The following is a 22,888-nucleotide window of genomic DNA, read 5'->3' as shown; positions in this document are numbered from 1 at the left end:
CATCCGCACACCGCAGAGCATTTTAGTTTCACTGTTAAAAGTGATAAAAACACAATAAATAAAGACTAAAATGCTCTAGATATGACTCTAAAACTCTCTCTTCTAAGTGCGGCACTTTTTAGTGTAAGCAGCTTAGCAGCTAAACCCAGCCTTGAATTTAAAGACGTTTTTGATTTTCGTTACCCACAAGGTACAGTAATCTCCGAACAAGGTACATTCCTCGGCCTAAGTGCAAAGCCTTACCGTGGTGACAGCGAAGGCCAAGTGTATTCTCTCGATAATAAAGCACTGATTGCATCAGTTCCCCGTGGTACAAATCCAGTTATCAATAAAGGCGCTCAATGGGTTGGTTTTACCCAACGCCCTACCCTACTTGAAAAAGAAACTGCAGATAAAAAGAAGAAAAAAACGCTAAAGAACAACTTAGTGTTGGTGAACACCACAACCAAAGCACAACAAACTTTTAGCTCAGTTAAAGATTATCAACTTTCAGATGATGGCCTGTGGTTGGTGTATCGTGAGGATGCAAAAAAAGGCGACAAAAAGTCAGACGCAAAAGCGAATACAGACGAGCAAACTGATGAACTCAAAATCAGTGCAGATAAGGGTGATGACGCCTTAACGCTTGTAGTGCTGAACCTTTCTCACAATAAAAGTACTCGCTATGACAATATCGCAGCATACAAAGTTGCACCAAATAGTAACGCAATACTGGTCAATCAGCGCAGTGAGGACGGCAGTAAAAACCGTGTTGCTGTTATTGACTTAGCAAGCAATCAAATCACGAGTCTTATTGATGAGCCAGGTGTCACTTTGGGAGACATTGCTTGGCAACCCAACTCACAACAAGTCGCTTTTTATTTGGGTAATTATGTCAACGATGACAAACGCCGTCGCAACTACCAGCTCAAATTATGGTCTCCAACAAGCAATAAAATTACCGACATCCACAACCCAAGCGGTTGGTTTTCAGGCAAAACAGCATCAATCAAATGGTCTGAAGACGGCTCTCGACTGTTTTTTGAAAATCGTCCACAGCTTGAAGAAAAAACCAAAGTACTCAAATACACAGATGAAAGCTCGCTTTTTGATTACGATACCATTCGCCAACAAAAAGGCTTAAAGGTTTGGCACAATGCCGATCCTGAAATCAAAACTAGAGAAATAAAAACATGGAACGAAAGCCGCCGAGATCAACATTATCAAGCGGTTTACCACGTAAATGGCGAGCGTGTAGTACAGCTTGAAAACCTTCAGGTGCCTTCTATTTCACTTTACACAAACGCAAACTTTGTGCTGGGCAGTGACGATACACCATACCTAAAGCAAATCATGTACAAAGGGTTTTATCGCGACTACTACAGCGTTGATATCGATAATGGTGATAAACAACTCATCGTTAAAGAAAGTTCAAACCGCCCTACTGTCGCGCCTGACGGTAAACATGCTGCCTATTTCGACGGTGAACAAGTCTGGTTGAAGTCGCTATCCACTCAACAGCTTACCCCAGTAAGCAAAGCGGTTAAAAACGCACTATTCGCGGATGATAAACATGATAAGCCAGAACCAAATAAAGGGTTTGGATTTGCTGGTTGGCAGCTCGATGGCTCGACGCTCTACGTCTACAGTAAATATGATATTTGGGCATTTGATACCAAAACAGCAAAAGCAACTCGGCTAACCGACGGCTATAAGACCCAAACACAATACCGCATTGAGTATAAAGATAAGGACAAACTAGGCTTTAACCCAGACGATACCTTACTGTTAAGTGCGCACAACCTCGAAAATAAACAAACGCATATTGCAACGCTTTCCCTACAAGATAACAAGTTGCAAACTGTTTTGTCTGGCGAAGCTAAATATAGTGTAGTGAGAAAAGCCAAAGAGGCGGACACTTATATTTTCACAAGACAGTCTTATCAAGAATTTCCTGATTATTGGATATCAGATAGTGGCTTTAATAACCCGTCAAAACTCACAGACTTAAACCCACAACAGCAGACATTTGCTTGGGGCCAAAAACCTGAACTTGTGAAGTACAAAGGCTACGATGGCGAAGATCTTCAAGGCGTGTTAATCAAACCTGCTGATTATAAAGCTGGTGATAAAGTGCCTGTGGTGATTTACTTCTACCGCTATATGAGCCAGCGCATGTATGACTTCCCGAAAATGGTGCTAAACCACAGACCAAACCTGCCAATGTATACCTCAAATGGTTATGCGATATTCTTGCCTGATATTCGTTTTGAAATTGGTCACCCTGGGCGCTCCGCAACACAAACAATGCTCAATGCAGCGCAAGCGCTTATTGATAGAGGTGTTGCTGATCCAGATAAAATTGGCTTGCAGGGCCACTCTTGGGCTGGTTACCAAAGTGCATTTATGATCACACAGACGGATATGTTTAAAGCGGTTGTCTCTGGCGCACCAGTATCCAATATGACCTCTGCTTTCAGTGGGATCCGTTTAGAATCAGGTCTTGCAAGACAGTTCCAGTACGAAACAGGCCAAAGCCGTATCGGTAAACCGTTAACGGAGGCGCCTGAATTATACATAGAGAACTCTCCGGTATTTTACGCGGATAAGGTAAATACACCTATTTTGATCATGTTTGGTGATAAAGATGGGGCGGTTCCTTGGCAAGAAGGTATCCAATACTACTTAGCCCTAAGAAGACATGATAAAGATGCCATTTTCTTACAATACGAAGGTGAACCTCACCATCTGAAAAAGCTGCCTAATCAGTTGGACTATTCAATTCGCATGAAAGAGTACTTTGATTACCACCTGAAAGGGTTGCCACCAGCAGCGTGGATCAAATCAGGCGAGGCATTCATTGCTGAATAGTAATTATTCTGGGTACCTTTGAGGTACCCTTTTTATTTCTCAAAAATAGATTATTTCAACTTATATCTTTATAATTTTGCTATAAAAACCTACCCCACGGCTCCTCCTGGCTACTTTACAGCCTAAGTATTGAAGTTTCTGTAAATGCAATGTAAGTTCTATGCTGCAGGGAAATTTTCCTATTCTGCTAACAAAATACATAAGGAAATAATATGAAACTTTCAAACCTATCAGCGAACATTAGGCTGTCTTTACTTGCCTGTTCAACGCTAACAGTGGGTGTATCTGGCATCGCTTATGCTGAACAGTCAGGCACCACAACAGCGAATACTGTCGAACGAATTGAAGTAACCGGTACACGAATCAAGCGAGCTGCAATGACTGGCGCGAGTCCTGTGACGAGTGTAACCGCTGAAGATATAGAAATCGCGGGCATTACCCGAGTTGAAGACCTATTGAACAACATGCCTGCGGTATTCGCAGATCAGACTTCAGGTACAGCAAACGGTGCTACTGGTACAGCAACCGTTGACCTTCGAAATTTAGGCCCTTCTAGAACACTAGTTTTAGTCAACGGCCGCCGATTACCCTCAGGCTCACCAGCTGGAATTGAGGGTGTTGGTGCCGACGTAAACCAAATCCCAGCCTCTTTGGTTGAGCGCGTAGATGTGCTAACCGGTGGTTCATCTGCAACATACGGCTCTGATGCTGTTGCTGGTGTTGTAAACTTTATTATGAAAGACGACTTTGAAGGCTTTGAAGTCGACTATCAAGGAAGCGTTTACAACCATAAAAATGACCATAAAGACATGCAACGAGCGCTAACTGCCTCAGGCTTCGACATTCCTGATTCCTCAGTTACTGACGGTGATACTCATGATATATCTATGATTTTTGGTATCAACTCAGCTAACGATAAAGGCAATATTACAGGTTACCTCACTTGGCGTGAAATTGATGAAATCCGTCAGGACTCCCGTGATTTTAGTGCCTGCTCAATGAATATCAATCGTAGCAGAACGAGTTCAGCTCCAGGGCAAAGAATATGTCGTGGCTCTGGCACAATACCTGACGGTAGGATCACAGACCAAGCTAGCTATGACTTTAAAGTCGCAGGAGATGATCTAGTACCAACGGGTAATAGTGTCTATAACTTTGGCCCACTTAATTACTTCCAGCGTCCGGACAAGCGTAAAACATTTGGTTTGCTTGGCCATTACAATTTTACCGATCAACATACCTTTTATGCTGAATTGAACTACATGGATAACCGTACCGTGGCACAAATTGCGCCATCTGGTTCTTTCTTCAATGAAGTCGATATTAAATGTGATAACCCGCTTCTTTCAGCAAAACAACGAGAAGTCCTTTGCGGTGCCAATGGGCCTGCGGTCGATGGTGTTGTATCTGGCGCATTTATCGCAAAACGAAACGTAGAAGGAGGCCCTCGCCAAGATGATTTACGACACACCTCTACCCGTTTTGTATTAGGTATGAGAGGCGAAATTGATGATAACTGGACTTATGATGCATTCTTTAACTACGGAAATGTGTCTTATGAACAAACCTACCAAAACGACCTATCAAAACGAAAAATTGTTAGAGCCTTAAAAGCAACCACTGATGACAATGGCAAGATTGTCTGTGAGTCAGTTATTGATGGTAGCGATCCCGACTGTATCCCTTGGAATATATTCGACCCAGCAAATATTACCCAAGAGCAAATTGATTATCTTACCATTCCACTCTTTGCTCGCGGTGATACACGTTCAAAACAAATCAGTGGTTTCGTCACTGGGGACTTAACTGAATATGGCATAGTCGTGCCTGGTACTTCAACAGGCGTCGGTATTGTATTGGGTCTGGAACACCGCAAAGAAGCTATTGATTTTAATCCGGACATTAACTTCATTTCTAACGATGGCGCAGGTCAAGGTGGACCAAGAAAACCCGTTTCAGACCAGTTTGATGTAAATGAATTCTTTACTGAGCTAAATATTCCATTAATTGAAGATAGCTCATTTGCGGATTACATTACATTAGAACTCGCTTATCGCTATTCTGATTACTCAACAGATAAACAAACAGATACCTACAAAGCAGCGTTTGATATACGCATTAACGATAGTTTAGGTTTACGTACAAGCTATCAACGAGCAGTGCGTGCCGGTAACATTCAAGACTTGGCGAGACCGTCTTCACTTGCCCTAGTAAACTGGGACGACCCTTGTGCGGGAGCTAATCCAGCTTATACACTTGAGCAGTGTATGAGAACCGGTGTTACAGCAGACCAATATGGTTCTGTTTCTTCAAATCCAGCGGGGCAATACAATGCGATTGAAGCAGGAAACCCAGACCTCAAGCCTGAGAAGTCTGATACCTATTCATTTGGTATTCTTTACTCTCCTGAGTTTGTTGAAGGCTTAGATATCGCTGTAGATTACTTTGATATTACCGTTAACGACGCCATTCAACCTTTCCCAGTACAGTATATCGTAGAGCAATGTGCGATAGACAATAACGAAGAGCTCTGTGGCCTAATAAACCGTGGTGAAAAAACCGGTTCGCTTTGGTTAGGAGAAGATGCCGTAACCGCTACAGATACCAACATTGGTAGTGTAGAGACTTCAGGTATTGATTTTGATGCATCATACCGTTACACGTTACCTGAGGATATGGGTCTTTTAAGATTCTCTCTAATTGGTACATGGATGGAGAAGTTTGATACACAAAACGCACCAGGTGGGATTGTTGATAAGTGTGCCGGGAAATGGGATAAAAATGTATGCGAAAGCCCAGTTCCCGATATGCGTTATAACTTTAAAACAACTTGGGTAACTCCATGGGATGTGAATATTACAGCGACCTATCGTTATGTGAGTGAAGTGGAAGAGTTCTATCGTCCTACAGCTGCGGAATTGGCTGACCCATCAAAATCACCAATACTAGTACCATTGAGTGCAAGAGATTATGTTGATATTGCTGCAACATGGAACGCAACTGAAAACCTCTCATTCAGAGCCGGTATCAATAACGTGTTTGACAACACGCCACCGCTCGTTCCTGATGGCCCTACAACCTTCTCTAATGGTAACACCTATCCGGGGTTCCACGATATCCTAGGCCGTTACATCTTTGCAGGATTTACATTTAGAATGTAAGCACTTTAAATAGTAAATGGCTAATTGCTAGCCATTTACTATTATTTAGATGTCATTTCACTCAGTTTTTATTACATGTCGGGCAGCTGGGTGGACGAGTTGGCTCTCCAGGTACCATAACCATCCCTAGCTTTTTAGTCTGACCATAATTGCCATCATTCATAAATGCTTCCACATAATACGGTCCACCACCCATCGAAAATCTCATTCTTACCACAGCACTTCCAGTAAGTTGATTCTCCGCATTGTAAATTGCTTTGGTTACGCGCTTAGTGCCTCCGCTAAAATAATCACTTTTTGTCGTAACACCAACAATTACAGGTACATTAGGATCCAAAGCAGCTTCAGAGAATTGATCTAATTCAAAATCAATTTTTACTTCGTATTTATCACCATACGGATTTTTAACGGCTTCCATTTTGGGCATATCTTGAACAATTACACCTTTAGCAGAGCACTCATCACTCACTGTTGACCAGACTAAGCCTGCACCATATGTAGAATTAAACGCCAGATTAAAGTATGAATTTGAGTCCCAATTACTTCGGTCATTACCTAAACGACCCCTTTCAGAGTTGTAGTAGGCGACATCTCGAAGCATGTCATTTGGATTACCTACCTCTAGATCTGTTTTAAATCTGTAGCTCTGATTACGTAGAAGATAAGTAGGGCCTGATAATTTTGCAGAAGAGCTTGAATTTATACCGGGTAAAGATCTCAGAAATTCTACGACCGTGTAAAAACTTGGGGCTCGATACAAGTTCCAACCAGCTTCGATAGTAGCTGGTAATTCAAGTAAATTAAGCTCGTGTATTGTACTCTCTTCATATTTACAGCCGCTTGGAACTCCAACTGCAAATGCACTTCCAGAAAAAGTACATAGTAATATTATAATTTTTTTCACTTAAATATCCTTCTATGTGTTTAAAGAGATCAAAATTTAATCAACTTCTATGCAACGTTAGCAAAAAACACATTTCAGGTACAAGTTATTTTGGTAATCTTTATAAATGAGAATTTAAGCTGTAATCGGAAACTAACCTATGGGAACCATGTAACAGTGTCTTAATCAAAATACCGTTGTTTTTTCATGTGAGCATCAATTTGTTTGTGCAATATTCGCCCTATTTTGGATTTAGACTGAGTTGAGCTTCTGCACTAACTTCCTGTGTTGTAGATATCACAAACACATATTTCACTCTGCACCCTTAGGCTAAAATCGAAAAACTTTCTAAAAGCGACCCTCATAACAGATCATCACTGCACTTTTTAAAGGTTGCTTCATCAACACATAAGACAAGTAATATACTTGTCCTAGGTCACTACTATACACTGTTCTGATTATCTAAAAACTCAAGTAACTCCTTTTCAGGCATAGGCTTTGCGAGTAAAAAACCCTGTACTTCATCACAGCCGAGCTTTTGTAACACCGTCATTTGCTCTTCTGTCTCAACGCCTTCCGCAATTGTTTTTAGGCCGAGATGCTGACCTAAAGAAATGACAAGATCGGCAATTGCACCGCTGTCATCATGAGGGATATCTTTGACAAAAGCACGGTCGATTTTAAGCCGTGCTAAAGGTAGTTTTTGCAAATAGCTCAAAGAAGAAAATCCAGTACCAAAGTCATCAATGGCCACCTCAACACCAAATTCCTGGAGTTCTTGAAGTGTATTGATCACCGAGTTTACTTCGTCCATGACTACACTTTCTGTCACTTCGAGCTCTATATGTTTAGGCTCTACATCAAATGACAAGATAGTGTCCTTAACCTGCTGTGCATAGTTTGGCACCTTAAACTGCGGCACAGAGACGTTAACAGCAATGCTAAGCTCACCGAATCCCTGTTGCTGCAAAGTTGCCTGCAACTGACAGGCTTGTTCTAATACCCATTGGCCAATTTCGACAATAAGCCCTGCATTTTCCGCAAGCGGAACAAAAATCGCAGGGGAAATATAATTCCCATTTCCAGAAGGCCAACGTAATAAAGCCTCACAGCCAATCACCTTGCGATCAACAATGGAAAACTGAGGCTGATACCAGACCTCTAGTTTTTTCATCTCAAAATCTTGCCTGAGCTGTCTTATTAATCCCAGCTTCCAAGCCATTTTTTCTTCTAAATCTGGGGTATACCAATCCAGTGGAATACTCGACTGTTTTGCTTGGTTAAGCGCAATATACGCAAGTTTTAAGGTTTCTATTCCTTGCGGTTGGAAGTCTTCTTGACGGCACACTCCAATATGAAAGTGCATAGTCAACAAATGCTCCCCAACATGGTAAGGAACACACAAGTTATCAATAAAAGACTCTTCATCAAACTGCGACTCAGGCATTAAAAAGCCAAACACATCTGCACCAATACGTGAAATTAACTGGGCCTCTGGAAACTCAATACTAATTCGCTCGGCAACCCCTAATAACAACAAGTTTCCAACTTCTTGGCCTAAACCGTTATTGATGTCAGAAAATTGGGCAATATCAACAAGAATAAAAACGAGAGATTGCTGCTGGTTAAAGTAAGACTCTATTTTCTCAATAAAGTTAGCGCGATTGGGAAGTTTGGTTAGATTATCCTTGTAAGCAACCTCGCGCAACTCATTGAATAGCTTGATATTATCAAGACCAACACCAACGTTAGTCAGAAATATTTCAGCAAACTTCAATTGCGCTTCCGACGGCTCGCCCTCTAGCTCTAAATAAATGGCTGCCTTTTTGTTTTTGCTTTCAAGTAAGAAGGTAATGTCATGCGCGGTAGATTGGTGGGATTCGGTATCAATACAGTTTTGTACTTGCATGATGACACGACCATTATCAAGCTGCTCTATACCATGACCAAAGAATTCACGGTACTGCTCACTACCGCCAAACACCCTTAAATGCATATCATCATCTAGGTAGCCACTCACTAAGCCTTCGCCTGACGCATCTAAAATATTTGCCAATTGAGCGACAACTGCCGCTGCAAAGGAGCCCATATCGGTATGACCGAGTATGGCACGAGAAGCTGAAAGGATCTGCTCTAGTGCGTGGCTTTGCGCTTCGAGCTCACAAATTTGTTGATAAGAACGGATAGCGGTAAGCAACGAGGTAACCAGTTTGCTGCGGGTGAGCTCTGTCTTCATTTTATAATCGTTAATGTCGAACTCACGAATGACCTTTTCTTCCGGTGCATAACCCGGTTGTCCTGTACGCATAATAATACGTACTGCCATATTTTTTATTTCTTCGCGCACTCGACGAACGACATTAAGACCTGCGTCGTCGGTTTCCATCACCACGTCAAGTAATAGGATGCTGATATTATTTTGTTCTTTTAAAATCTCAATGGCTTCTTTGCCAGAATAGGCGTGAAAAAACCTGAGCTTTTTACCCCAAAACTCTAAATTAGACAGCGCAAGTTTAGTAACAGAATGGATCTCTGGATCATCATCAACGACTAAGACATCCCAAAAAGCACTTGTCGTTTCTTCTTCTTGAGTAACTTCTTCGTGCTCTGCAAACAAATAATCTTCTTGCTCAGGTGCCATGTTTTACCCTTTAAATCCGCACTACTCTTTAATTATAGGCACTGATTCACTCCAGTGTTTACCATCTTACAAAATATGGTACATTTTTACTATTACAGTTCTGTTTGATTAACATACATGAAATATTATAGTCGAGCATAGAACAAAAGAGATGATTTAGCATACTTTTTACCAAAGAGGATTCTGTATCAAACGTTTATCTACTCCTATTAGAATGCTGATGATTTTAGCACTTGTTATCGTGATTGCTGGTTTAGCGATGCCACACCATTATAAAGTGGTAAAAAGCACCGATATTTCTGCAAATAACACAACACTTTCCCCATTAGTGTTATCCCATTGGCCGACATTATTTAATTGGCAAACAACTGAAGACATCCACTTTCGCATACTGCCAAAAAGACAGCGAGTAGGAGCCTCAGCAGTGTTAGTGCATCCTTGGGGAGAAGCAGAAATAACCATCACCAAAATCGACGAACAGAGTTTAGAACTGTCATTACATTTAGACGATGAACATTTAGCCAAAATTAGCCTTAATTTATTTACCATTCAAGCCGATAAACAACTGACCATCACAATTGAAGGAAGAGCCAATACGCCCTTTATTGGCAGTTTCATCGCACTTTTTATGCAGCAGTATTTACAGCAACTCACTAACTCCGCGGTAAATCATATGCACACACGATATAAACTACGAGCTTGATATGGCAGTCAAAAATGCACAAGTAAAATCAGCCTTAGCGCTTTCGATTGAAGAAAAGCTCGGCTACCCTATGGTGAAACGGATCACACCACTTGTCACTCAAAATGACCGTTATCAGTCTGATAAGAATAAAGACAACCAATACACGGTGCGAACTCAACATGGCACACTAAAACGCGCCCTCAAGCGCCAACAACTAATCAAAATCCAGCGCCAGCAAAATCTTGAGGCCATTATGGGCATGGCGCTTACATTGTGCCCCGAGGTTACCGCCCGAGGTCGCCCAGACCCCGATTGGTTGGAGCACTTCATCACCCTTGCAGAAGACATTGCCAATCACTCCATGCAAAAATTGTGGGCAAAGATATTAGTAGGTGAAAGCATTACGCCTGGCACTTTTTCAATTAAAAGTCTGCAAACCCTAAAGATGATGACCCAACGTGAAGCAACTGCGTTACAAAGATGCGCTCCGCTGTGCGGCTACTTAGAAAAAGAAGACAGCTACCTTATTCTTCATGGCTACTATAAAAAGCCGTCTATTTTTGATTTGCTACGTAAAGGCAGCACTGAATCCATCAATTTAAGCCAAGCAGGGCTGAACTTCCCGAATATACTTACGCTGATGGACATTAATATCCTTTACCGGCAAGAAATTGAGTCCGCTTCACTACAAAAAGGACAGTCAATGCAGCTGGTGTATTTACGTAAAAAAATGACCTTAACGGCCAAATCCAATGACTTGGTGCTAAGCTATTACAAGCTGACGCAAACCGGAGACGAGCTAAAAAAATTACTTCAAAGCCCGATAAATAAACAATACAAACAACTTGTAGAAAAGGCCTTTGAAAGCGAGTTTTCTCTCGAGTGGGAAGAGAGATAAAGAAACTATTCTATTTACCAAACAAAAACAGCTTGGTCGATCACTCGTACCAAGCCGCTAAAGGAGTAAACTACACTATCTTAGAAGTGTAGTTGGATCCCTGCAAATGGACCAGAGACATCTAGGTCTGTGTAGATATCATCGATATCATCTAGCTCAAGTACCATAGAGCGGTAACCCACTTTTACCGCAACATCAACAGCCATATTGTCGATAAACTCATAAGCGATACCAATTTGATAATCTTGGATTTTGCTGTCATCAATTGCAAGCATGCTGCCTTCGGCAAAAACACTTAGCCCTGTAAGTGGTAAACCCACTTCACCGCGCAAATAACCGAGAGGAACAAAGCCTGAGAATTCAACTTCTTCTGTGCGTGTTTGACCATTTGCAGTACCAGTTACCATGATAGAACCGTCAAACTGCTTAAAGTTCACACCAAAGTCTAACGTCAACAAGTCATTGTCTAACACTTCGTAATACAATGTGTAGTCGATGTGGTTTAGATCTGCGTTTGTTGTCGCGTCAGTACCTACCGTATAAACTTGGCCGCCAAAGTCAAAAGACTCTGTTAACGTCGTTTGACCATTTAGCTCAAGCTCGGTATAGCGTAACTTGATATTTGGTACCAGCGGTACTGGGTGCTCAAGTGCAGCATAGAAACTCGTAAAAGTTTCATCGTCAAAGTTAAAGGTTTGCATATTGCCTTTTTCAGCAAAGCTACCTTCGGTTTCGGTATCCCACCCTTCTGCACCGACATAAAGCCCGAGTACCGTGTCTGCGTGTGCAGTAGGTGCTAAGCAAGCGAGAGATAATGCCGCTGCTAAAAAGTGTTTTTTCATGATGTTATCCTTGCGCTAAAAGTTCACTAAGTTCGATGAGAGCCGCATTGGCTCGCGAAATATAATTTGCCATAACCAGAGAATGGTTCGCTACCAAGCCAAAGCCACTGCCGTTTAATACCATAGGGCTCCACACCGTCTCTTGAGTCGCCTCTAACTCTCTGATGATCTGCTGTAGGCTGACAAGTGCATTTTTCTTTTCAAGCACAGGTCTAAAGTCATGCTCTACCGCTTTCATATAGTGCAGTAACGCCCATGTGGCGCCTCTGGCTTCATAAAATACATCATCAATCTGCCACCAAGAGGTTTTCACCATATTATGGCTTGGCGTCATGGTTGCTTGATCAGCTGCCGAATCCCCAGCTAAATCGGTATTTAATCTGTCTTGCCCTACGCTCGCACTTAATCTTTGGCTTAAGCTGCCCATGCGCTTTTCGGCCTCTTTTAACCAAGCTCTCAAGTTATCAGCACGCGCATAAAACTGGCTATCGCGGTTACTATTATCAGAAATTTGAGTCAAATACTGACGTAGTAAATCATTACCTTTTTGATACTCACCTTCAGCACTTGGCCACATCCACGCTGTTGAACTGATATTAAACTGTGGCTGAGCTAGCTTTAAACTCGGGTGCTCTGTCGATTGAGATTGTGAACGACTAAAATCTTTACGCATCGAAAGCGTAAGATCTCGTGTCATCTCAAGCACACCGTACTCCCAAGCAGGCATGTTATCCATCATTACGCTTGGTGGCATCATGTCATTCGACAAATAACCGCCCGGCTTATTCAGCAATGTATCCGTCACTTTAATCAAGGTATGTGTCGTTACATATCCAGTGACCAATGTATTGCCATTTTTCTGCGCATCCGCTTTTGCAACTGCGACGACGTCAAACTGTTCTGGTTCCACACTCCAATATACGGCTATAACATAACCCAGAAGTATGACAGCGATAATGCCAGAGATGATTTTTCCCGTATGATTTCCCATTTAATACCTCACTGTTTTTAGTGATGAGAGTGATGTCCTGCGTTTGATTTTTCTTTGCCACCAAACATATCTGCAAGTGCGACGACTTCAGCCACTGTGAAGATCCTATCGCCATCAGCAAAATATAGCGTAAGCTTACGCTGCTCACCGACTTTTAATGTTTCTATTGGTTCAAACACCATTAAGTGATAACCACCAGGCTGAAATGTCACTGATTTCCCCGCTGGAATAACAAGCTCGTCAACGCGTTGCATTTTCATCATGTCTTCTTTATGTACATGCTCGTGAATTTCAACACGCTTAACACCCTCGAGCGCAGCCTTAACCAACACTTTATTTTGCTGTGTTGGATTTTCAATAACGAGATAACCTGCAGTTGAAGGTGCTGCCGGTAAAAATGCACGCACGGTTGCGTTGTGAACAGAAAGTTGCTCCGAACCATGATGATGTTCACCATGCTCATGCCCTTGATGAGCTGAAGCGTTAAAGCCGATAAAAGTTGATAAAGCAAAAATTAAGGTTTTGATTACACTTGATTTCATGTTGGCTTTCCTTGGATTTATAACTGCAAATAACTATATCACAGATCCCAATTTAGCGTGTTTTTTATCTCCTATCACCAACAAAAACCACTACTCAAGCTTTTGCCTGAGCAGATTTGTCTACCACTAACCACACAATTGCAATAATACAGATGAGTGGAAATAGCACTATCAGCGAATTAAATAGCAATGTCATTACTAGCCCAATGAACACAATAAGGAGCAACCCTAAAACACCTGCGCTCAAGAGTGCTCCTAGCACCACCAGGGCTACAATTGCAAATAGCAACGTGAGTATTTCAAAGCCAAACCAACCTAGGTCAAATCCCATATCGAGTTGCAGATCGCTGATGTCTAACCATATTAGTGGCAGCGACACCCAAGATAGCGCCAATAAAAATACCAGCGCTAATAATATACCGGCCACGACTTTCATAGTGCCTACCTCGTCGCCGCTACTTAGTTTTCGTATTGCGCTTTTGGCATTGCAAACCAAGCGACGCCATACGCTAGCATTACAAATATTGGAAACTTAAAAAACAACAATACCGTTAGTAAACGCGTTAACCAAATTGGCATATCAAAACGTTGTGCTAGTTGCGCACATACGCCACCAATTTTCTTTGAACTATTCATGTGAGACAGTGTTGATTGATATCTATTTTTCATCTTTATCCCCTTTCGCTTTGATTGCTCAGTTGGTGTAGGAGGCGAGCCTAGCTCGCCATTTTTTGCTTCAGTTGGGCTAATTCATCGTCGATTTGTTGTTGCTTTTGCTCATCTTCAAAGCGCTGCCATACATCAGGCTGCCCTAAGTCATAGGATTCGACTTCAGCTTCAAGGCGCGACACCTTACGCTCTAACTCGTCGAACTTGCGCGTTGCAGAGCGCATGTCGTCACTATTCAGCGTTTGTTTGATGGTTAACCTTGCCTTACCAGCTTCCAAGCGGCGCAACATGGCCTTTTCTTTTGCCTTTAATTGCTGAATTTTGCTTTGCAACTTGTCCGCATCTGCGCTGAGTTTTTCAAGTGCAGGCGTTAGGTCATCAATTTTTTGCTGTGCTTCTTGTGCTTTTTCGGTTTCTCGCTGCTTTTGCTCAAGGGCTGAGCGGGCAAGATCTTCACGACCTTTTTCAAGAGCATGTTCGGCTTTGCTTTGCCACGTTGCCACAGCTTTATTTGCTTGCTCAACTTGACGCTGCGCTACTTTTTGTTGGCAAATAAGCTCAGCTGCCGTTGCACGACAATCAGATAGCGCTTCTTCTAAATCACGCACTAACTGAGTTGCCATTTTTTTTGGGTCTTCCGCTTTGTCTAGTAACGCGTTAAGTTCTGCTTTGATAAGGTCTTCAATTCTGTTGATGATGGTCATTGTTCGGCTCCTTTTATAATATAGTTAGACTATTCCAAGAGCCGTGCCAAAAATAAAAACAAAATTAAATCATTGAGTTAAGGTTTTTTGAAAAGAAAAATAGATTTATTGAGATACATTAAATAGTGAAAAAGACGATAAAATCGTCTTTTTCACACACAGGATTGAGCTAACGCATTTTATACTTCGGGTACAAAAGACAGCGCCTTTTCCATCACCTCTATGCCAGCCTCTTTTTTGTGACCGTTTTCAGATAAATGACGACGGAATCCTCTCGCACCGGGCTGATTTTGAAAAATACCCAACATGTGACGCGCAATATGCCAAAAGTTTGCACCATTCGACATTTCACTTTCAAAGTAGCCATACATGCTTCTTACGACTTGATGACGTGTTTGCGTAAACGCAGCTTCGCCATACAATAGCTCATCTACCTGTGACAACATAAACGGGTTGCTATAAGCTTCTCGGCCAACCATTACCCCATCTAAGTGGGCCAAATGATGCTGACATTCCTCAAGAGTTTTAACACCACCATTAATACTGATATGCAGATCTGGATAGTCTTTCTTTAATTGATAAACGCGAGGATAATCTAATGGTGGGATCTCACGGTTTTCTTTCGGGCTTAAGCCTTGCAACCATGCTTTACGGGCATGAATGATAAAGTCATCACAGCCCACCGCCTGCGAGGCTTCAATCAACGCCGTAAGAAACTCATAGGAATCTTGTTCATCAATACCAATGCGCGTTTTTACCGTTACCGGAATATTCACTTCTGCCTTCATCGCCGCCACACAATCAGCAACTAACTGTGGCTCAGCCATTAAACATGCCCCAAAGCGACCATTTTGCACGCGATCTGACGGGCAACCCACATTTAGGTTTACCTCACTGTAGCCATATTGCTCAGCACGCTTAGCACACTCTGCCAGCGCCTTAGGATCAGAGCCACCCAACTGCAATGCCACTGGCAACTCATGCGCACCAAATGCCAAATAATCCCCTTTACCAAAAATAATCGCACCTGTGGTGATCATTTCAGTATAAAGCACCGCATGTTTAGTCAACTTACGGTGAAAGGTTCTACAATGGCGATCCGTCCAATCCAGCATCGGTGCAACGCTAAAACGGCGAAAGGCATCAACACAGTGGTTAGGTGTTTGTGGCTCAAAGGGTGGAGTAGGTTGTTGGCTCATGGTATGACTTTCTCAATCAGGTTTACTATCAATGGCCTGTACTAGTTATGTCTATAGCAGTACATAGCTCAAATAGGTGATTGCGTAGTATACCGCAGCTTCTAATACTTCGTTAAGTATAGACAGCGATTTATTGCCAATAGTAAATAACCAGAGCTTCGGATAATTTATGCCTTTCTAGCAGCCTGTTTTTGCACTAGACAAGGAAATAATTAAATGTAATTTTAAAAACAATAACTTAGCTCATTTCTTATCCAAACCTCAGGTTAAATACCAAAAAGCCGCAAGTAATTGAACTTGCGGCTTTCGATTTGCTTAGGCTGCCGTCACAATCTTATGGAGAGTTAAAGATACTCCTTCACTACCGCTACTTTATTTTTTGCGAACTGACTGTTTGGGTTTATCGCAAGTAACTGCTGATAATGCTCAAGTGCTTGTGCATACTGCTTATTTAACTCATACGCTTGCGCGATGCTGTTGTGGTAATATGGCTGCTCGTTATTTTGTGTCAGTGCAAATTTAAAGATTTCGATACCATTATTAACTTGACCATCTTCAACAAGCTTATTGCCCCACTCCACCAAGATCTCTAAATCATACATTACACCGGTATCTTGCTGCGCTTTTGCAAACATAGCCGCAAAGTCGGCAAAGCCTTGTTTATCTGTAAGCTGCTTTAAGTACGCCATCGGCTGGTAGGCCTTTTGCTTACTAGCGTCGTTAAAGTTGGGAATATAGTAAGCGGCAATATTATCAACAAACTCAATGGGTAATCCACCCAACAGGTTAGTAAGTACAATCACAGAAACCTTGTCTTCAGGGTAGGTGATCACCGTAGTCGCGTTTCCTCCGCTTGCGCTGATCGCTGGGTGATATTTACGCTGAATCACTTGCCAGCCCATTGCATAGCCATTTTCCTTGGTGTTAAAGGCTTCTGTACGCCCGTTGTTCAGCTTAACTGGCGTCCATAGCATATCTAACTCTTTAACCAGCTCGCCTTGTTGTAGTGATACAACATAGTTAGCTAGTTCCGTTGCGGTTGAACTCATTCCCGCGGCGGTTCTCAACATATAGGGGAATTCGCCGTAAAAGTTTTTGTAACTCCCCTCACCTAAATGAATATATTGGCGAGCCTGATTTGGCACCATAAGTTCAAGATAATCAAAACCTGCCTGCGCTGTTTTTGGCATATTGGCACGTGCTAACTGCATCTTGGTAATAAAAGCAGGAAACCCTTTAGGTGCATATTTATCAATGATTTTACCCAAAATCACATAGCCGGTTTGGTTATAACTAAAACGCGAGTTAGGTGTAAATTGAAGAGGCTGCTTTTGCACAGCTTGCCATGAGGCTTCCACATCGTTCGGTACAATGGTTTCTAGGGCATAATTTGATGCAAGGATCGGCGGCAAACCTGTGGTGTGACCCATTAATTGATTAATTTTAAGTTGCTGCCAAGCCTTTGGTAAATCGGGTAAGTGCTTACCAATTTCATCGTCAATGTTTAGATAACCTTGCTCAGCGAGCTGTACAATCGCAACACCGGTAAACGCCTTTGTCATCGAGTTAATCGGAAATAACGTCTGCTCAGTTACAGGCACTTGATGCTGTAAATCTGCAAAACCATAACTTCCTTGCTTAATGATTTTATCGTCTTTCACCACGGCCAACTGTAAGCCCGGAATATGCCTTTCTTTCATGAGGGTTTTGATCAGCTTGTCTACTGACTCAGCCTTCACTAAGGATGAAAATAATGCCGACCATAAAAGCGTGCCAAACCATAACAAGGTTGATAGTAAAACTTTGTTGTTCTTGTACATGATAGTTCCATTACTCATTTTCGCTTGAGAGATGCCTCTATCTTTCCAAGTATTGTACCAACCTTAAAAATCATTATTTACCAGTATTTTAAATAAACCCAACAAGTGAAATTAGTAAATAAATTAACGAAAAGTGGTGAGATATACAAATAAATGGCGTTTTTAACAAGGTGATCGTGAGGTGATAAAGTGGAAGTCTCAAGCGTAAACATCTCATGTTGGGATGTTTACGCTTGAGGTGTGAGTCAGCCTATAAGCCGGGTTCTGTTCACTCCCGAAGGAGATCGATAATCATTCGTCTAGGCCTAGGATCGCTCCTAGGCTCGAGCAACCTACCCGGTTCCGATGCGGGCCACACCATAAGGAACCCTATTTGGTCTTGCTCCGGGTGGAGTTTACCTTGCAACCAACTGTTACCAGTGGCCCGGTGCGCTCTTACCGCACCCTTTCACCCTTACCGGTCCCGAAGGACTTAGGCGGTCTTCTCTCTGCTGCACTTGTCGTAGGCTCACGCCCCCCAGCCGTTAGCTGGCACCCTGCCCATTGGAGCCCGGACTTTCCTCCCCCTGATCATTTTCGTCACAGGCAGCGATTATCCGGCTGACTCAGGCGGGCGATTATACGCACTTTAATGCAATAACGCACGCGATAAATTGCGTGTATTACGCTTCTCGCTCAGCAATCATAGCCTTATACAAGGCGTTCTTTTTTAGCCCTAAATATTCAGCTGCCACGCCGCAGGCCTTCTTCAATGGCATTTCAGGTTCTAGTAACTCAATCAGCTTTTTTGCTTCTGGCGTTAATGCCTGTTCATCTCTTTGTTCACCGGGTAGCATCAACACCAGTTCACCTTTTTGCTTTTCAGGCGTTGCGGTTAAAAACTCAATAAGCTCAGTAACCGTGCCACTGAAAAAGGTTTCGTAGGTTTTGGTCAGTTCTTTAGCAAAAACGACTTGTTGTGTTTCGCCCAGCGCGATTTTCATATCTTCTAGACTTGCCATAATGCGGTGGGTGCTTTCGTACAAGATACTGGTGATGCCAGAGGCGACTGCATCTTTAAAAAATTGCTGACGCGCTTGGCTTTTTGCAGGTGAAAATCCCACGAATTGGAATTTATCTGTCGGTAAGCCTGAACAACTCACGGCAGCAATGGCGGCACACGCGCCTGGAACGGGAGTCACAGTAGCACCTGCTTCACGGCACAGGTTTACCACGGCATAGCCTGGATCGCTGATAAGCGGCGTACCCGCATCAGACACTAGCGCGATGTCTTTACCTTCGTTTAACCAATCTAAAATTTGCTGCGCTTTTTGCTTCTCGTTGTGATCATGCAGTGCAAAAGTTTTTGCTTTAATGCTAAAGTGGCTCAATAATTTACCGGTGTGGCGCGTATCTTCGGCAGCGATTAAATCGACCTGACTTAACACTTTCAGTGCACGTTCACTGATGTCATCTAAATTACCTATTGGTGTCGCTACAATATGTAGGGTGCCGATTTTGTTTTCGTTGTGAAGATTAGCCATTGAGCTCTCCAATATCAGTCAGTAAGATATCCACTCAGTCGTGAAAAAGAAGGTTTGCCTGTGCAGTTTAAAAAGATAGCGCTTTTAGTTGCCATATTGTCGGGGTTATCCGCTTGTAGTACAAGCACAAATGTCACCAAATCCCCCCAAGAAACTAAAACAACTAAAGCCGTTAGCCAATCGGATGACAATGCCGCGTCGTTATTTGCAAAGGCGCAGGGTAAAGAAGGCGTTGCCAAAATCCAATTGCTATATGCAGCCAGAGACGCTGCTATCTTAGAAAAAGACTGGCAAATGTTAGAGCAAATTGGTTTAGCGATGGAAGCTAAAGCCAGTGTTGATCATATTCAAAACAAATTATACATCGCACTTGCTCGCAAAGAATTATCGCAGTATGCCAATGCGTTAGCCATACTAAACACGCTAGAGGGCCGACTCAACACCCCTGAACACCAAGCTTGGTATGAGTATTTATTGGGTAGTATTTATGCCTCTCAGCAACTACCAAAAAAAGCGTTGGTTGAGTACTTTAAAGCGGCTGATATTGCCAATGAACATAACTTAGCGGTGGCTGGGTTACACGAAGAGATTTGGCTCGCGCTACAGCAGCTATCAAGTTACGCCCTAGAGCGCTTTGATTCTGGCTCTGTTTTACAGCGTGGTTGGGTGACGCTAGCTAAGTATCAACAAATTTATTTGGGTTCGAGCGTCCAGCTCGACCAAGCCATGAATAATTGGCGTCGTCGTTTTACTAATCACCCTGCGGTTGCTTTGCTGCCTAAAGATTTACAAGGCGCTGTTGCGCTTGAACCTTACCAAGTTAAAAGACTTGCGGTGTTATTACCACAATCTGGTGCGAGCGAGCGACTCGGCACAGCCTTGAAAAATGGTTTCTTGGCTGCTACTGACGAAGGGGCGATTGAAGAGGTCTTCTTCATTGATGAAATGGCATCCGAATCTGACATCGTAACGCAACTTGCTGAGGCAAATGTCGATTTTGTCATTGGTCCATTATTAAAATCCAACGTTGAAAAACTACTCGCAGATAAAGGTTTTGCGGCTTACCCAACTTTGTTTTTAAATGCACGCGAAACGCTTACGCCTAGCAGTAGTGAACAGTACTTTTTTGCGCTTAATCCTGAGCATGAAGTCGAGCAAGCAATGAAGCACTTTCTTGCTAAAGGCTATAAAAAACCCATGTTACTGGCTCCAGCGAATGCCTCTGGTAAGCGTTTAATTGAGTATTTTGATCAAGGTTGGAAACGCTACAGTGAGACCGCACCAGAAGTAGGTTATTACACTAATAGTAAAAATATGGCGGATGTCATCACCGACATTTTAGAGGTGGACGCTTCAAAGTCACGCACTAGCGTCATCAAAAGTCTATTTCGCAAAGAGGTCAAAAGCGAAACACGCTCTAGACGCGACATTGATGCCATCTATATTTTAGGTGATGCAATGGAAACTCGACTGCTCAAACCCTATTTAGACGTCAATGTCAGTACATTTGCCGACAGGATCCCTTTATATGCCAGCTCTCGCAGCTATAGTAAACAAATTGATGTTACTGATAAGGGCGATTTAGAAGGACTTTATTTTACCGAGCAACCTTGGATGCTACCGGGTGCCGTTGAAAAAGCACCGCTTCGAGATGCCTATCAATCTTTATGGCCTGAGCAGGCCGACTTAGAGCAGCGCTTGTTTGCAATGGCATATGACGCCACAAATTTAGTCCCCGAGCTGCGCCAACTGGCTTGGCTCTCGGGTAAAAGTTTTGATGGCTTAACCGGCCAGCTCAGCATCCGCGGTGGCAGTGACTTAGTACGAAAGCTCAGTTGGGCACAGTATCATAATAAACAAATTCGTTTGGTGAGCTTAGATGAACAGCCTCCACTACCATTATTTATGCAACAAGAGAAACCTGTGGGAGACTCTTTGGTCAGATAGGATATCTGGATGTTTAAAGGACTATTTAGCAACACACGGAGTAAGGGCGAGCATTTTGAGCAGATTGCGGAGCAATTCTTGGTAAAACAAGGATTAACCCCCGTCACCAGAAACTATCTCTGTAAATACGGAGAGATAGATCTCATTATGCGAGAGTCGCAAACCTTAGTGTTTATTGAAGTAAAGTATCGCGATAGCAGTCACTTTGGTGGCGCAATTAACGCACTATCAAAAACTAAGCTTCAAAGATTAAAGCGTAGTATTTATAATTATTTAGCACAGCAAAATTTGCATAACACGCAACTTAGAGTCGACTTTGTTGCCATTCAAGGGGCCGATCCCCCTGAAATAAACTGGATTAGAAATATTTTTTAGCATGCAAGAATCTATAAAGTCTATATTTACAGAGTCAATTCAAGCGCAGATAGCGGCAGGCGAAGTATTGCCTAAAGCACTAGAAACCGCAGCTATGACTATGGCTCAGAGCCTGATCAATGGCAATAAAATCATCTGCTGCGGCGCGCCAAGTAATCATATGTTGGCGCACCACTTCGCAACCATCTTAAGCAACTTTTACGAAACCGAACGCCCGTGTCTGCCCGCGATTGCACTAACGAATGAGCAATATAATTTGGCGTCACCAGAAAATGGTAAAGCCAGAGAGCGCTTTGCCAAGCAAATACGCGCATTCGCGCAGCAAGGAGACTTGCTGGTGGCGTATGCCATAAACGGGCAAGAAAAGACGGTTATTGGCGCAGTGGAAGCAGCCCTGACTAGAGATATGAAAGTCATCGCGTTAGTTGGCGATGATGGTGGTGAAATTACCGGCCTGTTGGGCCCACAGGATGTAGAGATCCGGATCCCAAGTAAACGCCCAAGCCGGATAATCGAATCACAACTATTCAATACTCACTGTTTAAGTGAGCTAATCGACGCAATTTTATTCCCTCAGGACGAAGTATGATGATGAGAATAACCTCTTTACTTGCCGCCATCTTGTTACTACAAGGGTGTGCTGCTGCGGTAGTTGCTGGTACAGCCGGTGCGGTGTCTGCAGCAAATGATAGACGCACTATCGGTGCACAAATTGACGATAACAATATCGAGATCAAAGGCACGCTTGCCATCAAAGAGATTAAGCGCCTTGCAGACCATGCCAATATCACGCTAGTGAGTGTTAATGGCGTAGTATTAATGATCGGTCAAGTCACTAATCAAGAAATGAAAACGGAAGCTGAGCGTGCGCTACGGAACATTGCTGGGATTAAGCAAGTACATAATCAGTTGAGAATAACCTCAAACATCGGCATCACGACGCAAACACATGATACGTGGCTGACCTCCAAAGTTAAAACCAAACTGCTGGCGGCCGACGAAGTCAATGGCGCAAATATTAAGGTAGTTACTGAAAATGCCGAAGTGTTCTTAATGGGCTTAGTCTCCAAACAAGAAGCAAACTCAGCCGTAGAAATCGCCAGAAATATTAATGGTGTCAAACGTGTGATTAAAGCCTTTGAGTACATCTAAACAATA

At 42.8% G+C, this 22,888-nt stretch carries 19 protein-coding genes and 1 other RNA gene; 8 read left to right on the top strand and 12 right to left on the bottom strand.

Translation table 11 applies throughout. The annotated features are described in order from the left end of the window. Window positions 1–81 precede the first annotated feature (81 nt). Complete coding sequence (locus tag PNC201_RS02000; protein ID WP_102056001.1) at window positions 82–2,850, top strand: S9 family peptidase; 2,769 nt, start codon at window positions 82–84, stop codon at window positions 2,848–2,850. 212 nt (window positions 2,851–3,062) lie between these two features. After that, window positions 3,063–6,011: a TonB-dependent receptor plug domain-containing protein gene (locus tag PNC201_RS01995; protein ID WP_010605895.1), complete on the top strand. Its 2,949-nt coding sequence runs from the start codon at window positions 3,063–3,065 to the stop codon at window positions 6,009–6,011. A 61-nt stretch (window positions 6,012–6,072) separates the two neighbouring features. Here PNC201_RS01995 and PNC201_RS01990 read toward each other — a convergent pair whose 3' ends face one another. Further along, window positions 6,073–6,915: a hypothetical protein gene (locus tag PNC201_RS01990; RefSeq protein WP_010605896.1), complete on the bottom strand. Its 843-nt coding sequence runs from the start codon at window positions 6,913–6,915 to the stop codon at window positions 6,073–6,075. A 421-nt stretch (window positions 6,916–7,336) separates the two neighbouring features. After that, on the bottom strand, window positions 7,337–9,535 hold the full coding sequence (locus PNC201_RS01985; RefSeq protein ID WP_010605897.1) for a bifunctional diguanylate cyclase/phosphodiesterase: 2,199 nt from the start codon (window positions 9,533–9,535) through the stop codon (window positions 7,337–7,339). A 220-nt stretch (window positions 9,536–9,755) separates the two neighbouring features. Here PNC201_RS01985 and PNC201_RS01980 point away from each other — a divergent pair, with 220 nt between their 5' ends. Beyond that, window positions 9,756–10,238: a hypothetical protein gene (locus PNC201_RS01980; protein WP_010605898.1), complete on the top strand. Its 483-nt coding sequence runs from the start codon at window positions 9,756–9,758 to the stop codon at window positions 10,236–10,238. Between the two features lies 1 nt (window position 10,239). Next, window positions 10,240–11,118: a TIGR03899 family protein gene (locus tag PNC201_RS01975; protein ID WP_010376727.1), complete on the top strand. Its 879-nt coding sequence runs from the start codon at window positions 10,240–10,242 to the stop codon at window positions 11,116–11,118. 80 nt (window positions 11,119–11,198) lie between these two features. On the opposite strand, the gene PNC201_RS01970 is transcribed toward PNC201_RS01975, so the two are convergent. From PNC201_RS01970 to rsmI, 10 genes are all read right to left on the bottom strand, one after another. Further along, complete coding sequence (locus PNC201_RS01970) at window positions 11,199–11,960, bottom strand: TIGR04219 family outer membrane beta-barrel protein (protein ID WP_102056000.1); 762 nt, start codon at window positions 11,958–11,960, stop codon at window positions 11,199–11,201. 4 nt (window positions 11,961–11,964) lie between these two features. Continuing rightward, entirely contained in the window at window positions 11,965–12,951 is a 987-nt protein-coding gene (locus PNC201_RS01965) for a DUF2333 family protein (RefSeq protein ID WP_010605899.1), read from the bottom strand. A 17-nt stretch (window positions 12,952–12,968) separates the two neighbouring features. Then, window positions 12,969–13,493 (bottom strand): copper chaperone PCu(A)C, encoded by a 525-nt coding sequence (locus PNC201_RS01960; protein WP_102055998.1) that lies wholly within the window; start codon window positions 13,491–13,493, stop codon window positions 12,969–12,971. A 94-nt stretch (window positions 13,494–13,587) separates the two neighbouring features. Then, window positions 13,588–13,929: a hypothetical protein gene (locus tag PNC201_RS01955; protein ID WP_010605901.1), complete on the bottom strand. Its 342-nt coding sequence runs from the start codon at window positions 13,927–13,929 to the stop codon at window positions 13,588–13,590. A 23-nt stretch (window positions 13,930–13,952) separates the two neighbouring features. Next, window positions 13,953–14,162 carry a PspC domain-containing protein gene (locus PNC201_RS01950; RefSeq protein ID WP_102055997.1) on the bottom strand — a complete coding sequence of 70 codons (210 nt, stop codon included), beginning with the start codon at window positions 14,160–14,162 and terminating at the stop codon, window positions 13,953–13,955. A gap of 47 nt (window positions 14,163–14,209) precedes the next feature. Continuing rightward, the gene (locus tag PNC201_RS01945) at window positions 14,210–14,866 is read right to left on the bottom strand and encodes a PspA/IM30 family protein (protein WP_102055995.1); all 657 of its coding nucleotides are present in this window, start codon (window positions 14,864–14,866) and stop codon (window positions 14,210–14,212) included. Between the two features lie 179 nt (window positions 14,867–15,045). Then, the gene (gene dusA / locus PNC201_RS01940) at window positions 15,046–16,065 is read right to left on the bottom strand and encodes a tRNA dihydrouridine(20/20a) synthase DusA (RefSeq protein ID WP_102055994.1); all 1,020 of its coding nucleotides are present in this window, start codon (window positions 16,063–16,065) and stop codon (window positions 15,046–15,048) included. Window positions 16,066–16,409: 344 nt separating this feature from the next. After that, the gene (locus PNC201_RS01935) at window positions 16,410–17,885 is read right to left on the bottom strand and encodes a serine hydrolase domain-containing protein (RefSeq protein ID WP_102055993.1); all 1,476 of its coding nucleotides are present in this window, start codon (window positions 17,883–17,885) and stop codon (window positions 16,410–16,412) included. A 237-nt stretch (window positions 17,886–18,122) separates the two neighbouring features. Beyond that, an RNA gene (gene rnpB / locus PNC201_RS01930) (RNase P RNA component class A) lies at window positions 18,123–18,493 on the bottom strand. Window positions 18,494–18,547: 54 nt separating this feature from the next. Next, on the bottom strand, window positions 18,548–19,408 hold the full coding sequence (gene rsmI, locus PNC201_RS01925; RefSeq protein ID WP_102055992.1) for a 16S rRNA (cytidine(1402)-2'-O)-methyltransferase: 861 nt from the start codon (window positions 19,406–19,408) through the stop codon (window positions 18,548–18,550). 60 nt (window positions 19,409–19,468) lie between these two features. Between rsmI and PNC201_RS01920 the strand changes: the two genes are divergently transcribed. From PNC201_RS01920 to dolP, 4 genes are read left to right on the top strand one after another with little or no spacing between them, the layout of a single operon-like run. Next, window positions 19,469–21,355: a penicillin-binding protein activator gene (locus tag PNC201_RS01920; RefSeq protein ID WP_102055991.1), complete on the top strand. Its 1,887-nt coding sequence runs from the start codon at window positions 19,469–19,471 to the stop codon at window positions 21,353–21,355. Window positions 21,356–21,364: 9 nt separating this feature from the next. After that, window positions 21,365–21,730 (top strand): YraN family protein, encoded by a 366-nt coding sequence (locus PNC201_RS01915; RefSeq protein ID WP_102055990.1) that lies wholly within the window; start codon window positions 21,365–21,367, stop codon window positions 21,728–21,730. A gap of 1 nt (window position 21,731) precedes the next feature. Next, complete coding sequence (locus PNC201_RS01910) at window positions 21,732–22,319, top strand: SIS domain-containing protein (RefSeq protein ID WP_010605919.1); 588 nt, start codon at window positions 21,732–21,734, stop codon at window positions 22,317–22,319. Beyond that, complete coding sequence (dolP, locus tag PNC201_RS01905) at window positions 22,316–22,882, top strand: division/outer membrane stress-associated lipid-binding lipoprotein (protein ID WP_102055989.1); 567 nt, start codon at window positions 22,316–22,318, stop codon at window positions 22,880–22,882. Before PNC201_RS01910 ends, dolP begins: the two co-directional genes overlap by 4 nt. The last annotated feature ends 6 nt before the right edge of the window (window positions 22,883–22,888 follow it).

Origin of the sequence: Pseudoalteromonas sp. NC201, assembly GCF_002850255.1 — a bacterium.
Taxonomy (GTDB): Bacteria; Pseudomonadota; Gammaproteobacteria; order Enterobacterales; family Alteromonadaceae; genus Pseudoalteromonas.
This window is presented reverse-complemented; position numbering and strand designations above follow the sequence as displayed.

Excerpts from the sequence above, each read along its gene's own strand:
- PNC201_RS01950 (WP_102055997.1), bottom strand. The coding sequence starts at position 14,162 with ATGAAAAATAGATATCAATCAACACTGTCTCACATGAATAGTTCAAAG.
- PNC201_RS01945 (WP_102055995.1), bottom strand. The coding sequence starts at position 14,866 with ATGACCATCATCAACAGAATTGAAGACCTTATCAAAGCAGAACTTAAC.
- rsmI (WP_102055992.1), bottom strand. The coding sequence starts at position 19,408 with ATGGCTAATCTTCACAACGAAAACAAAATCGGCACCCTACATATTGTA.
- PNC201_RS01955 (WP_010605901.1), bottom strand. The coding sequence starts at position 13,929 with ATGAAAGTCGTGGCCGGTATATTATTAGCGCTGGTATTTTTATTGGCG.
- PNC201_RS01960 (WP_102055998.1), bottom strand. The coding sequence starts at position 13,493 with ATGAAATCAAGTGTAATCAAAACCTTAATTTTTGCTTTATCAACTTTT.
- PNC201_RS02000 (WP_102056001.1), top strand. The coding sequence starts at position 82 with ATGACTCTAAAACTCTCTCTTCTAAGTGCGGCACTTTTTAGTGTAAGC.
- PNC201_RS01980 (WP_010605898.1), top strand. The coding sequence starts at position 9,756 with ATGATTTTAGCACTTGTTATCGTGATTGCTGGTTTAGCGATGCCACAC.
- PNC201_RS01995 (WP_010605895.1), top strand. The coding sequence starts at position 3,063 with ATGAAACTTTCAAACCTATCAGCGAACATTAGGCTGTCTTTACTTGCC.
- PNC201_RS01915 (WP_102055990.1), top strand. The coding sequence starts at position 21,365 with ATGTTTAAAGGACTATTTAGCAACACACGGAGTAAGGGCGAGCATTTT.
- dusA (WP_102055994.1), bottom strand. The coding sequence starts at position 16,065 with ATGAGCCAACAACCTACTCCACCCTTTGAGCCACAAACACCTAACCAC.
- PNC201_RS01910 (WP_010605919.1), top strand. The coding sequence starts at position 21,732 with ATGCAAGAATCTATAAAGTCTATATTTACAGAGTCAATTCAAGCGCAG.
- PNC201_RS01970 (WP_102056000.1), bottom strand. The coding sequence starts at position 11,960 with ATGAAAAAACACTTTTTAGCAGCGGCATTATCTCTCGCTTGCTTAGCA.
- PNC201_RS01935 (WP_102055993.1), bottom strand. The coding sequence starts at position 17,885 with ATGTACAAGAACAACAAAGTTTTACTATCAACCTTGTTATGGTTTGGC.
- PNC201_RS01975 (WP_010376727.1), top strand. The coding sequence starts at position 10,240 with ATGGCAGTCAAAAATGCACAAGTAAAATCAGCCTTAGCGCTTTCGATT.
- dolP (WP_102055989.1), top strand. The coding sequence starts at position 22,316 with ATGATGATGAGAATAACCTCTTTACTTGCCGCCATCTTGTTACTACAA.
- PNC201_RS01965 (WP_010605899.1), bottom strand. The coding sequence starts at position 12,951 with ATGGGAAATCATACGGGAAAAATCATCTCTGGCATTATCGCTGTCATA.
- PNC201_RS01985 (WP_010605897.1), bottom strand. The coding sequence starts at position 9,535 with ATGGCACCTGAGCAAGAAGATTATTTGTTTGCAGAGCACGAAGAAGTT.